General features: G+C 51.3%; 13 protein-coding genes. 4 read left to right on the forward strand and 9 right to left on the reverse strand.

The features are described 5' to 3' along the window. Positions 1 to 97: 97 nt before the first annotated feature. A complete protein-coding gene (locus tag R70331_RS16790) occupies positions 98 to 724 on the forward strand; it encodes an FMN-dependent NADH-azoreductase (protein ID WP_042177345.1) in 627 nt (208 codons plus the stop codon). Positions 725 to 930: 206 nt separating this feature from the next. Here R70331_RS16790 and rsgA read toward each other — a convergent pair whose 3' ends face one another. The 4 genes from rsgA to R70331_RS16810 all read right to left on the reverse strand — a co-directional run bounded on the left by rsgA (position 931) and on the right by R70331_RS16810 (position 4,466). Then, the gene (rsgA, locus tag R70331_RS16795) at positions 931 to 2,028 is read right to left on the reverse strand and encodes a ribosome small subunit-dependent GTPase A (RefSeq protein ID WP_042177346.1); all 1,098 of its coding nucleotides are present in this window, start codon (positions 2,026 to 2,028) and stop codon (positions 931 to 933) included. A 426-nt stretch (positions 2,029 to 2,454) separates the two neighbouring features. After that, positions 2,455 to 3,126, reverse strand: coding sequence for an HAD family hydrolase (locus R70331_RS16800; RefSeq protein WP_042177347.1), 672 nt, complete (start codon positions 3,124 to 3,126; stop codon positions 2,455 to 2,457). A gap of 144 nt (positions 3,127 to 3,270) precedes the next feature. After that, complete coding sequence (locus R70331_RS16805) at positions 3,271 to 3,726, reverse strand: DUF3939 domain-containing protein (RefSeq protein ID WP_042177348.1); 456 nt, start codon at positions 3,724 to 3,726, stop codon at positions 3,271 to 3,273. Between the two features lie 140 nt (positions 3,727 to 3,866). Beyond that, a complete protein-coding gene (locus R70331_RS16810) occupies positions 3,867 to 4,466 on the reverse strand; it encodes a DUF2087 domain-containing protein (protein WP_042177349.1) in 600 nt (199 codons plus the stop codon). A gap of 190 nt (positions 4,467 to 4,656) precedes the next feature. Here R70331_RS16810 and R70331_RS16815 point away from each other — a divergent pair, with 190 nt between their 5' ends. After that, entirely contained in the window at positions 4,657 to 5,640 is a 984-nt protein-coding gene (locus R70331_RS16815) for a YpdA family putative bacillithiol disulfide reductase (protein ID WP_042177350.1), read from the forward strand. A 20-nt stretch (positions 5,641 to 5,660) separates the two neighbouring features. After that, positions 5,661 to 6,104: a DUF441 domain-containing protein gene (locus R70331_RS16820; RefSeq protein WP_042177351.1), complete on the forward strand. Its 444-nt coding sequence runs from the start codon at positions 5,661 to 5,663 to the stop codon at positions 6,102 to 6,104. 122 nt (positions 6,105 to 6,226) lie between these two features. On the opposite strand, the gene R70331_RS16825 is transcribed toward R70331_RS16820, so the two are convergent. The 3 genes from R70331_RS16825 to R70331_RS16835 all read right to left on the reverse strand — a co-directional run bounded on the left by R70331_RS16825 (position 6,227) and on the right by R70331_RS16835 (position 9,091). Next, positions 6,227 to 6,784, reverse strand: coding sequence for a hypothetical protein (locus R70331_RS16825; protein ID WP_042177352.1), 558 nt, complete (start codon positions 6,782 to 6,784; stop codon positions 6,227 to 6,229). 2 nt (positions 6,785 to 6,786) lie between these two features. Then, positions 6,787 to 7,203, reverse strand: a complete 417-nt coding sequence (locus R70331_RS16830; RefSeq protein WP_231576304.1) for a MerR family transcriptional regulator — start codon at positions 7,201 to 7,203, stop codon at positions 6,787 to 6,789. Positions 7,204 to 7,342: 139 nt separating this feature from the next. Further along, positions 7,343 to 9,091: an ABC transporter ATP-binding protein gene (locus R70331_RS16835; RefSeq protein ID WP_042177353.1), complete on the reverse strand. Its 1,749-nt coding sequence runs from the start codon at positions 9,089 to 9,091 to the stop codon at positions 7,343 to 7,345. 124 nt (positions 9,092 to 9,215) lie between these two features. On the opposite strand from R70331_RS16835, the gene R70331_RS16840 reads away from it, so the two are divergent. After that, entirely contained in the window at positions 9,216 to 9,731 is a 516-nt protein-coding gene (locus R70331_RS16840) for a hypothetical protein (RefSeq protein WP_042177354.1), read from the forward strand. A gap of 86 nt (positions 9,732 to 9,817) precedes the next feature. On the opposite strand, the gene R70331_RS16845 is transcribed toward R70331_RS16840, so the two are convergent. Continuing rightward, entirely contained in the window at positions 9,818 to 10,981 is a 1,164-nt protein-coding gene (locus R70331_RS16845) for a leucine-rich repeat domain-containing protein (RefSeq protein WP_042177355.1), read from the reverse strand. 168 nt (positions 10,982 to 11,149) lie between these two features. Next, positions 11,150 to 11,464: a HesB/YadR/YfhF family protein gene (locus R70331_RS16850; protein ID WP_042177356.1), complete on the reverse strand. Its 315-nt coding sequence runs from the start codon at positions 11,462 to 11,464 to the stop codon at positions 11,150 to 11,152. Between the last annotated feature and the right edge of the window lie 389 nt (positions 11,465 to 11,853).

Below are 11,853 nucleotides of genomic sequence, written 5' to 3' on the forward strand. Positions count from 1 at the left end.
GAAAATTATTTTTCTTTCGACGGATATTTACAAACTAAATATTAAATGCTATATTAATTATAGTAAGTATTAAATATATATTTAAGGAGAAATCATAATGTCTAATGTACTTTTCATCAAAGCAAACAACCGTCCAGCAGAGCAAGCAGTAAGTGTTCAACTTTACAACGCCTTCCTCGCAAGCTACAAAGAATCCCATCCTGAAGATCAAATTACCGAGCTGGATCTGTTCGCTGAAGGTCTTCCTTACTATGACAACACCCTGATCACTGGTATGTACAAAGCCGCACAGGGCTATGAAGCAACTCCTGAAGAAGCTGCCGGTGCAGCACTTGTTAAGAAATATCTTGATCAATTCGTAGCTGCTGATAAAGTCGTATTCGGCTTCCCGCTCTGGAACCTGACTGTTCCGGCTGTGCTGCACACCTATATCGACTACTTGAGCCAAGCAGGTACTACATTTAAATACACTGCTGAAGGCCCTGTTGGTCTTTTGACTGGTAAAAAAGCGGTTGTGCTGAACGCCAGAGGCGGAGTTTACTCCGAAGGTCCTGCCGCAAGTGCTGAAATGGCTGTTAACTTCGTAAGTGGCCTGCTGAGCTTCTGGGGTATCCAGGACATCACTAAGGTTATCATCGAAGGCCACAACCAGAACCCGCAGGAATCTGCTAACATCATTGCAAAAGGTCTGGAAGAAGCTAAGTCCGCTGCTGCATCGTTCTAATACAGCACCAGCGTTAAAGGTCCGGTACACGGTTTAGACATCAGGATTATTTATCAGGCATCTGTTATGCTCGCAATCCGGACTTTTATTTATATATAGCATAGGCGCTGCCCTAAGAGCAGCGCCTATGCAGCATAAGAAGGCCATCCTTTACCTGAGCAGCCAACTGCAGGGTATGGATGGCCTTCTTCATTGTTTAAGCAGAATCAGTACTCTTCAAGCTGCCGCTGCCACGATGGATGACGCTCTCTCGGGGCGCTTGTTTTGCCGGCGGAAGTAGCAGCCTTGCGCTTCTGCCTCTGCTCTTTGCTGTTCTGGAAGCGCAGCTCCTTCTGTGTCTTGCGGTAGTTAAGCAGCCGCTTCTCTTCCAGCAGGCCGCCGGCAACCGCCTCCAGCACCGCACAGCCTTCCTCCCGCTCATGGCTGCAGTCGCTATAGCGGCATTTCGCTGCCAGGCTGCTGATATCGCCGAAGGCGAGATCAAGCCCGCCTTCATCCTCCCACAGCTGCAGCTCACGCATCCCGGGGGTGTCCACAATTATTCCGCCTTCGGGCAGTACGAACATTTCCCGGTGCGTAGTTGTATGCCGCCCGCGGCTGTCCCCTTCTCTGATATCCTGGGTAAGCTGCAGGTTTTGGCCGCTGAGCCAGTTAACCATTGTAGACTTTCCGCAGCCTGAGGAACCGGTCAGTGCCACTGTCTGCCCGCTGCGGATATACGGCAGCAGCTCATCGCGGCCGTCGCCCAGCAGGGCACTGACTGCATGTACAGGCACGCCGGGGGCAGCCTGTTCCATCTCTGCGATTCTGTTATCTGCATCAGGACACAAGTCTGCCTTCGTCAGCAGAATGACCGGGTTCGCCCCGCTGTTCCAGGCCATAATCAGATACCGCTCCATCCGCCGCACATTGTAATCGTCGTTCAGGGCGCTGACCAAAAACAGAGTGTCTACATTTGCTGCAACAATCTGTTCAGCCTGTGTATTGCCTGCTGCCTTGCGGGAAATGACACTGTGGCGCGGAAGCACCCCGTGAATGACTGCATGCTCTCCCCCGTCCTGCATAGCGAGGATTACCCAGTCGCCTATGGCCGGATACTCCCCTGAATCTGTAAGGGTATGCCGGAGCTTCCCTGCCAACTCACCCCAGGCTTCCCCCGAATCGGTTATCACCCGGTATTTGCTGCCGAAGTCACCGGTTATTCGTCCTGGAATACGCATATTGCCGGCCTGCTCCTGATTGCTTGCACAGCCGTCCCATTTACCCTGCCACTTTGAATTCCATCCGTATTGTTCAATCCTCATTGTAGTATTATTTCCTCCTGAATGTTGTTTATTTCCATTTCTCCACACAAGTTATCCGGGAACACAAAAAGCCGCCGGAACCTAACGTTCCGGCGGCGGTTTCCAGGCACAGCAAATACGGAATGATCCGCATTTAATAACACCTGGCCACGCAAAAAAGCCGCCGGAACACATACGGTCCCGGACGGCTCTAAAAGGCACTCTAAGAGCTTACCTGCTAAGCTGCTTCACACTTACTGAGCAGTTGCTGTTCCCGGAAGACACGTATCTACAACAGTTGTTACCGATAATGAACGTGCTGTATAAACTGTCATATTACATCGTCTCCTTCCGGTTAATATGCTGTAACTATAAACGTCCCGGCTGTGCCTTGTCAACGCCGGGCCCCGGTAAAGAATTTTTTATAATCAAACGCTGCCTGAAACTTTATATGATGCCCTTCAGCTCATCCAGCTCGTTAATGGTTCTCCACGGCTGCACATCCAGGCCGTCGTCCCACGGATGGTTCCGCTTTAGCCAAACGGTGTCCATACCCGACTTGCCCGCACCCCAGATGTCATTAACCGGATGGTCCCCGATGAACAGCGTCTGCTCTGCAGAAGCACCCAGCTGCTCCAGCGCAAGCTTATAAATGGCCGGGTCCGGCTTGCGGATGCCGACTTCCCCCGAAATCACAATCGCCTTGAAGTAACCGCGCAAGCCAAGCAGATCAATTTTGCCGTCCTGCAGATCCTTATAGCCGTTCGTTACCAGGCCCAGGATGTAGCCCTTCTCCCGGCTGTATTGCAGTATTTCCGCTGCATGCCGCATCGCTGCACCATAGCCGGCATAATTTTTATCATAATAAGCCCGGATCTCCGCTGCACTTAACGGGGTCTGCCAGGGCAGCACCTCACTCAGCTCGGCAAAAAAACCGTTTTTGTCACGGTACCCGTCCGCATCCCGTACAATGATGTCCTCGATTACCTGCTGCGCCTCTTCCTCACTGAGATGCCCGAGAGCATCCTTTACGAACTGTGTGCTGAAGCTGCGAAAGGTTTGGTCACGGTCCATCAGGGTATTGTCCAGATCAAACAGCAAAGCCTCTTTTATCCTCATTCCATAACTCTCCTTATCCGCTTGGATTCCAGAGATTTATTGTACTATGCATGTCCGGTCAAAGAAAAGACTGTCCCGCAGAATAGAGTCACAGACTCACGTCCTGCTGAACAGTCTCCCGTTCCAGATAAAGATGTTCTCAGATCATTCAAAATGTTCCGCCCGGTGGGTCAGCATCATCTCTTCTTCGGTAATATACAGCGGAAACGGCGGTGTCTCCTTCAGATAACGTTCCGTATGAAGCAGCCGGTAGTGAACCTCCGGCAGCCAGGCGTCCTCGATTAACGGCAGCTTGCCGGTATCGCTGATATACAGATCCACCGCAGATTGAACGAGATCGAGATAATACGGCACCAGCCTGTCAGCTTCCTCAAAAATTTCATAGGTTTCACGCGACATATAAAATTTCTGCTCGGGAATCCCGCCCAGGTAGCGTTTCAGCCGGGACACATCAATGCTTTTATCCTCCAGTATCAGTGCGGTACGGTTGATCGGGGCAGGCATATCCTCTTCGAATTGCCTTACAGCCTGCTTGATCTGCGGCAAGGTAACAGTGATCGGCTCAGAGATTGTATTTTTTTTAGCGCGTTTGAATATCATACTGAAAGTCTCCTTTCGAAGTATATGTCAGATAACGCTTACAATTCCAGTTTATTCACTTTTCTAATCCTTTAATCAGCAGAAGCATCAATTGTCACAGAATCTCCTCAAGTATAAGAGCATTAAGTGACAAGAACCGTCTATCTTACATTTTCCCAGCGCGTCCACATTTCTGTCGGGTTCAGCTCATATTTGTCATGCTCGCGGTACATAAACTGATGCATGATGAATTCGCGGCGGATCGTGGCGTAGTCCTCATGATACTGCTTAATGAACTCATTCAATTCCTTCTCGCTGTAGACAGTTCCCGGAGCAAGCTTCTCGGCCATAAATTGCAGCGCAATCAGCTTCTTCTTGTATTGGGCGGGAATCTGGCGCAGCCTTCCGTCTTTGGCAAAAAAGTTGCGGAGCACCGATTCCTTCAAGTTATCATCCGGTGATTCCTGCTCCATCTCCTGCGTTCCTTTGGAGAAAATAAAATTAAGCGAAGCCTCAGAGCCTGCCCGGATAAACTCTGGATTAATTCTGAAATAGACGGTGTTCTTATCCCGGCGCTCTGTAATCATCGCGGCTTCCCGCAGCTTGGCGGCATGATGGGTTACTGTAGGCTGCGACAGGTTCAGACGTTCCGCCAGCGCCTGGCCGTGAATTTCTTCCCCTTTGCACAAGAGCAGCAATATGCGCAGTCTGGTCGGATCGGATAATGCCTTATGGTAATTGACTATTTTATCAAGCTGCACTGAGGGTCACACTCCTGTAACAGTTATAAACCGGAATGAATAGGATTAATAGTTAGATATACATCTAATTATATCAAATTTTAGATGATCCGGCAACCTGAGCAGCAAACTTTCTGGACGGCTTTCGTTAATTTCAAAATTGAGGTACATTTAAAGACAGAACTTATTTACCGGGAGGAGCGCAAGTATCATGAAAGACGTTATTATTATCGGCGCCGGTCCCTGCGGTCTGTCTGCAGCGATTGAATGTCAGCGCCAGGGGCTGTCCACTTTAATTATTGAGAAAAATTTCATCGTACATTCCATCTATCTCTACCCGACCAGCATGCAGTTCTTCAGCACTACCGCGCTGCTCGAAATCGGAGAGGTTCCGTTCACCTCGCCTAATGACAAGCCGTTCCGCCATGAAGCACTTGTCTATTACCGCCGGGCTGCTGAACAGCACGGTCTTGCAATTGCCGCGTATGAAGAAGCGCTTAGTGTGGAAAATAACGAGGATGGCAGCTTTACAGTACATACTGTCAACAAGCGCGGAGAGCGGCATAGCCGTCAGGCTGCCCATGTGGTCATCTCGACCGGATATTTCGACCAGCCGAATATGATCGGCATTCCCGGGGAGGAGCTGCCGAAGGTTACGCATTATTTTGGCGAGGCCCATCCGTATACCGGAATGAAGGTGACTGTCATCGGGGGCAGCAATTCCGCAGTGGATGCGGCGCTGGAGCTGACCCGTGTCGGCGCTTCCGTAGATATGGTCTACCGGGGTGCGAGCATTTCGGACAACATCAAGCCTTGGGTACGGCCTATATTCGAAAGTATGGTGGCAAAAGATAAAATAACCCTGCACCTTGAATCCAGGGTCACCGAAATCACACCGTCCTCGGTCATTGTGACAAAACACAGCGGAGAAACCAGCGAGCTGGACAATGACTTTGTCCTGGCCATGACCGGGTTCCGTCCAAGCAGAGCCTTGCTGTCATCGGCAGGCGTGCTTATGGACGATGAACTGGACAAACCTTCGTTTGATCCATCCACCATGGAGAGTAACATCCCGGGGCTGTATGTTGCGGGAGTTATTGCCTCCGGCCGTAACGCCAATGAGGTGTTCATCGAGACCGGACGCGGGCACGGCAAGCTGATTGCAGATCACATCGTTTCATCCCGGCTACAATAAAACAAGGAGTGCCTCTGCCCATGGATATCACCTCCCTGCTGCTGCTCGGCCTGGCTGCGCTCGGCATTATCAGCAGCAATTCACCGGTTACCATTGCTATGGTTGTATTACTGCTCCTCAGGGTGCTCGGTTTGCAGCAGGCGTTTCCCTGGCTGGAAAAGCACGGCCTGACGGTCGGCATCATCATCCTGACAATCGGAGTCATGACCCCGCTGGCCAGCGGCAAAATCTCGCTGAATACGGTCTGGCAGTCCTTTTTCCACTGGAAATCGCTTACTGCCATCGGCATCGGCATGCTGGTCGCTTACCTCGGCGGCCGCGGCGCCGTGCTGATGGGCAGCCAGCCGACCGTTGTCGCCGGTCTCCTGATCGGCACCGTTCTGGGCGTAGCCCTGTTCAAGGGCGTGCCGGTCGGACCGCTGATCGCCGCCGGCCTGTTGTCGCTGATTATCGGGAGAGGATAATCTCTTTGCCGTACTCCGCCGCATGAATAGGCTGGCCTAATCCGCATGAATCAGGCGTTTAGGCCAGCCTTTATATTTTGCCGGATGCTGGCGCTAGGCCCGTTCACTCCTCATCCTTCTCCTTAAGTGTTAACACTTCCGTCTACACGATACTGCTTCTCCAGTTCGGAACGGTAATGCGGATCAAAGGCTGTCTGCTTACACGGCGGTGTACAATCAACAGATCCGGTGCCGTCTGAGTAATTACGGGCTGTTTTTCCCGTAAGCCCTGCGAGTGCTTTAACTTTATTAACCACTTCCTCGTCAAGCTCAGGCTCCTCCGCTTCCGCGCTTTCAGCTTCCGCTATTCTAAGCGGCAGAGCAAGCTGCTCAGTCTCCTCATTCCCATGCAGATCTGTATACAAGACAACTACACCTAAACTTACTTCACCGCAGAAAACAGCTTCCCCAGTATAAATCTCCACCAGCAGCTCATTCATGCTGGCCAGAGTATACAGAAGCATATTGCCTGAGCCGTCTGTCTCAGACGCCCCGTATGCCTCCCCCATACTAATCCCCTCCGGCAGCAAAAACCGGACTACAGCATGCTCAGACCCTTCAGGCGGAATGATTTGAATAAGCACATGATTCAGCCCCTCCTCATGCTCTAGCACTGATTTGGCCAATCGCGCTGTTATCATCCTTATTGCCCCTCCTTCAGCATACGGGTAATCGTTTCTTGCAGCTCCAGCCTCAGCTCTGCTGAGATCCGCGGGCTGACCGTCAGCATAACATCCTCGCTGACTACAAGCGTATCACCGGACAGCAGCTGCTCCGGCTGCAGAAACTTCAGGCGTCCACCTATTTTGGCTATCTCTTCATCCGGCATGTCCGCCAGCTTGGACTGGATATCCGCCAGACTCTCCCCGCTTCTGGACAAAGTCAGAATTGCCAGCAGCTGCCTGTAATGGCGGTCGGTGTAGACCCGTTTATTACCGTAGAGCGCAAGCGGCGGAAGCAAGCCAATCTGCGTGTAATACCGCACCGTCCGCAGATTCATATCAGGAGCTTCCTGCTGTACCAGCTCAGCCAGCTGTTTGCCGGTATAGGTGTTCATCATACTCAGCCTCCAGATCATATAAAGTTACAGTTATATGTTACAGTTACATGTTTCGGTTACAGTATACTGTAACCGAAAAGATAATGCAATTAAAAACGGCTTCCCTGTTAAAGTTAAGGAAGCCGTCTATAAGATTCACCTACCCGTCCAGCCGCTGCACATTGAACAGCCGGGCATAGCTGCCGTCCAGCAGCATCAGCTCGTCATGTGTCCCGCGCTCCGTAATCTCCCCATTTTCCAGAACTATAATCTGGTCTGCATGGGTAATGGTCGACAGCCGGTGGGCGACGATCAGCGTGGTGCGCTCGGAAGCCAGGGACTGCAGCGACTGCTGGATCAGATGCTCAGATTCCAGATCAAGCGCCGAAGTGGCCTCATCCAGTATCAGCACCTTGGGGTCCTTGAGGAAGACTCTCGCAATCGCTACACGCTGCTTCTGTCCGCCGGACAGCTTCACCCCGCGCTCACCGACCTCGGTATCATAGCCTTCTGGCAGCTGCATGATGAAATCATGGGCATTGGCAGCCTGCGCAGCGGCAATAACCTCTGCCTCACCTGCCTCCGGGTTGCCGAACAGAATATTGTCGCGTACCGAGCCGCTGAACAGGAAATTATCCTGCAGCACCATGCCCACCGTCCGCCGCAGGCTCTCCTGGGTCAGGTCCCGGATATCCTCACCGTCCATCAGCAGCCGGCCTTCACTGATGTCATAGAAACGCGGAATCAGGCTGATCAGGGAGGATTTCCCGCCCCCGCTCATCCCGACAAACGCAACCGTCTGGCCCGGGCTGATACTGAGGCTGATCTCCTTCAGTACCCACTCATTCTCTTCCCTGTATTTGAACCATACCCGGTCGAACTCAATTGCACCGGTTGCATTCTTGAGCGGCTTGGCCCCTGGCCGGTCTGCAATATCATAAGGCTCATCCAGCAGCTCCAGCACCCGCTCCAGCGAAGCTGAGGCCTGGGTCAGTACGGTGGAGGAGTTGATCAGCCGCCGCAGCGGCGCATACATCCGGTCCAGGTAGCCAAAAAAAGCGACAAAGGTACCAATCGTCAGATTGCCGCGGATCACCTCGTAGCCCCCGTACCCGATAACAAGCAGCGGGGCGAGATCCGTCAGCGTATTGATAATGGCGAAGGTGACCGCATTCCAGCGGGTCTGGGCCATCGCTTTTTCCAGGAACCTGCCGTTGATGCCTTCGAACTGCTTCTGATCAGCCTTCTCCATCGTAAAGCTGCGGATGATTGCTATGCCCTGAATGCGTTCATGCAGATAGCCCTGAATGACCGCCAGCGCCTGAGACCGGTCCTTGGTCAGCACCTTCAGGCGTTTGTACAAGGTGTTAACGGCAATGCCGTACAGCGGCAGAACTGCAATCGAGACGAGCGCCAGCACCGGATTAAGATAGAACATGAACCCCAGCGCGAAGACCAGCGTGAACATATCGAGCCAGACGTTCATCATGCCGACCTCGACCAGGTTCTTGGACTGCTCCACATCGTTAATGAACCTGGAGATCGCTTCGCCCACCTTCGTATTCTGGTAATACCGCAGAGACAGACGCTGCAGATGGCTGTACAGCTTGTTGCGCATATCGAACAGCACTCTGCTTGTAATCAGCTGGGCAAAATACTGGCGGTAGTACTCCACCGGACCCCTGATCACAACAAACAGCACGAACGCGCCGCCAAGTACATAGAACAGTTTCGAGATCCGTTCCGCTGTAGTCAGACTTGATGGCGTCAGCAGATCATCGACCACATATTTCATAATCATCGGCAGGGTTAACGGAATGCTGAATTTGATCATGCCGATAATGAGCGTCAGCACAATCCATTTCATATACGGCCGGACAAAGGTGTAAAAAGCTTTCCATTGCTTCACAGAACGTTACGCCCTTTCTTTCTTCATGACCTGCTTGGGTAGTGTTGACATTTGCGGCCTACAGTGTTTTTATATTTTTAGGTCTATAAGTACGATTGCAGTACCGATCTTCAGGAGGATAAAGATGTCTAGACAATTTGTGACGGAAGCAGTCATGATCGCCATATACGGCCAGCTTCTCGTGCCGCAAAGCCCTGTGGAATATATTGTGCCCTACACAACGGTTATGGAGCTGTATGAGCTGCGGGACAGCGATGAGCCGCTGATGAACCGGGCCGACGATGATCTGCATGTCAAAAGCAAAATCCGTGAGCTGATCGCCTATTTCGAGGAGCCGCTTAATTCCAAGAAAATCAACCGCTGCCTGGCTGTTCCCTGGCAGAAGAGCTCCGGTATCCTGCTGGGTGAGCATGCACAGATTACGATCATCAACAGCGTGGATAACGCAGCCTATGGTGAGGCCTTCGACCCGATCGAGACCGAGCTGCTGCTGACTTCCGTGCGCGAGAAATTACCCGTGTTAACCGACCAGTTCGAGCTGATTCAGCGCATTATTGAGGGCGGTATTCCCGTCCAGGTGTATGATATTGACGATTTTGACTTTGCGATGGAGGAAGAAAGCTTCCGCAGCTCGCAGTGATGCTTCAATGTTGTATGCCCCGCTGCCCGCACAGCCGGCGTCCATTCTTAAGAATGGACGCCCTTTTTTTATATCCGTTTATATGCCTAATGAATCAGCTTGCCGTTACGGTTAAGGATAGCGTCTTCCAGTTCTTTGTATGCACCGGACTGGGGGTCAGCATTGCTGCCTGACAGCCTCAGCTTCTTCAACCGGGGAAGCTTAAGGAGCAGGCCCGGATCGGAAAAGGAGGTTTTACATAAATCCAGGACCTCCAGCCCCGTAAGTGTAGAGATGAAATCCCAGGATTCCGGCTTAAGCTTCGTCAGATCGAGGTTCTTTAAGCTGTGCATTCCGGTCAATGGTTCCAGATCCTTCATTGGGGTTTCCCATATCCAGAGTAACTCCAGCTGCGGAAACTGCTCCCGGATGCCATCGATTGATTTCAGTTTGCTTTTTTCCAGATACAGTGTCTTAAGATTAGGACATAACCCCATATCATGAACCTGTTCCACAGATGAGCCCCTAAGCCGTATTTCCTCAATGCGGTCATGCTGAAAAAAAGGGCTTAAATCCGCCGCGGCCGCAAAATTGGCGTCCAGGACCCTCAGCTTCCGGAGCTCGGCGGCATAGGAAAGATCCGCCAGCTTTTTGGGGGCGATCAGCCTGATCTCCTCTACCTCGGGGAAAACACGGAAGGAATCCAGATTCTCCAACTGGCAGGTTTGTCCGCCCAGAGACACCTGCTTCACTCCCTTATGGGGCGCAAAGGCCGGCAGATTCACAATTTCATCAAAGCTCATGCTGACTGTCTCCAGGCTGTCCGGCAGAACCGTCTGGCTGTCATAGTTATACTTCGAAAAGCTGACCGACTTTAATGATTTGAGCGGAGCCAGCAGCTGATCAGGCAGTGTATGCCGGACATAAAAGAGCTGGAGCGATTGCAGATTCTTAAGCTTTGACAAGGCTTCGATATTCTTCTTAATCGTCGATTTGCTTATGAAGCTCAGGTGCTCCAGACTTTCAGCGGCCTCAAGTCCGGCAAGATCGGGGATCGTCATGCTGGAGTCAGTGGTACCGAATTCCAGCTTCTTGAGGCTGGTAAATTCTTTTAACGGCTCAAAGGTTGTGATCTTTTTGACTTGGAGAAGCTTCAGGGTATCCAGCTCATAAAGGGAAGCAGGTTCATGAAACCAGGCGTACTTTTTATATTTCTGGGTGTATAAGTCAGCTTGCTCTGCAATAGCAGCTTTCGATTTGGAGTAATCCATTTCACGGCCTCCTAAGAATTAATATAAGGGCTTCAGCTAATGACACCTTAGCATACAGCCACCTTCATAACAAATACCCGGTTAACAGCTGCTCACAGCAAAAAAATGGCGTCCATTCTGTTAACCTTGAATGGGCGCCATCTTATTCCGGCAGTGATCCGGCTCTGTCTATTCAGCCTGGCCGGCCACGCTGAGCGGCTGGTACACATACTCGATATCATCTTCCCCTGCTATATAAACAATAGACAGGCTGTAGCCCTCCATATACCAGAGATCCTGCTCCTCCATATAAAATACAAGTCCTCCCTGCACCGTCTCAACAGCAGGACGTGCGGGCGGCTCCGTAGCAATTCCCAGCGAAAAACCGGGATGCAGCCCTCCGCCTGAGCTGTACCGCGGAAATAAACGAATGTAATCCCCGGCCTGAAGATTAAGCTCCTTCTTGAACCAGCCGGCAGCCTCCGGGCTAATGGTCATATCCATTTCTGTTTGCACCTCCGTTTTCTTTTATCATACTAAAAGCCGGCGATATTCCAAATCAGCCGTTCCTTCTCTATGATACTCCCTCTTCGCAATTTGTTCAAAATTCTATTTGACATGGCTCAGATACTGATGATAAACTCTGAACATACGAAGCGTCTTGAAGTAATTACCAAAAAATGAACGAAAGGGTGATCTCGGTGTTGACTATTGTACCAGTTGATTTTTATTTGTTTGTCGGCGGCTATACACAACCTCATACCGAAGCAGCCCGAATAGTGGAAACCTTCTGAAGCAAGTACATCCACCGTACTTGAGTTCACCAGGCAAGTCTCTTCCATGTCTTCTGTGCTGCACTAAAGCACCGTGGACATGATTATCACTGTATCTTA

Origin of the sequence: Paenibacillus sp. FSL R7-0331, assembly GCF_000758645.1 — a bacterium.
Classification (GTDB): domain Bacteria; phylum Bacillota; class Bacilli; order Paenibacillales; family Paenibacillaceae; genus Paenibacillus_AQ; species Paenibacillus_AQ camerounensis.

Bases quoted from the DNA above. Each gene is read 5' to 3' on its own strand.
- R70331_RS16840 (WP_042177354.1), top strand. From the start codon at position 9,216: ATGTCTAGACAATTTGTGACGGAAGCAGTCATGATCGCCATATACGGC.
- R70331_RS16845 (WP_042177355.1), bottom strand. From the start codon at position 10,981: ATGGATTACTCCAAATCGAAAGCTGCTATTGCAGAGCAAGCTGACTTA.
- R70331_RS16815 (WP_042177350.1), top strand. From the start codon at position 4,657: ATGAAAGACGTTATTATTATCGGCGCCGGTCCCTGCGGTCTGTCTGCA.
- R70331_RS16830 (WP_231576304.1), bottom strand. From the start codon at position 7,203: ATGATGAACACCTATACCGGCAAACAGCTGGCTGAGCTGGTACAGCAG.
- R70331_RS16800 (WP_042177347.1), bottom strand. From the start codon at position 3,126: ATGAGGATAAAAGAGGCTTTGCTGTTTGATCTGGACAATACCCTGATG.
- R70331_RS16850 (WP_042177356.1), bottom strand. From the start codon at position 11,464: ATGGATATGACCATTAGCCCGGAGGCTGCCGGCTGGTTCAAGAAGGAG.
- R70331_RS16790 (WP_042177345.1), top strand. From the start codon at position 98: ATGTCTAATGTACTTTTCATCAAAGCAAACAACCGTCCAGCAGAGCAA.
- rsgA (WP_042177346.1), bottom strand. From the start codon at position 2,028: ATGAGGATTGAACAATACGGATGGAATTCAAAGTGGCAGGGTAAATGG.
- R70331_RS16820 (WP_042177351.1), top strand. From the start codon at position 5,661: ATGGATATCACCTCCCTGCTGCTGCTCGGCCTGGCTGCGCTCGGCATT.
- R70331_RS16825 (WP_042177352.1), bottom strand. From the start codon at position 6,784: ATGATAACAGCGCGATTGGCCAAATCAGTGCTAGAGCATGAGGAGGGG.
- R70331_RS16805 (WP_042177348.1), bottom strand. From the start codon at position 3,726: ATGATATTCAAACGCGCTAAAAAAAATACAATCTCTGAGCCGATCACT.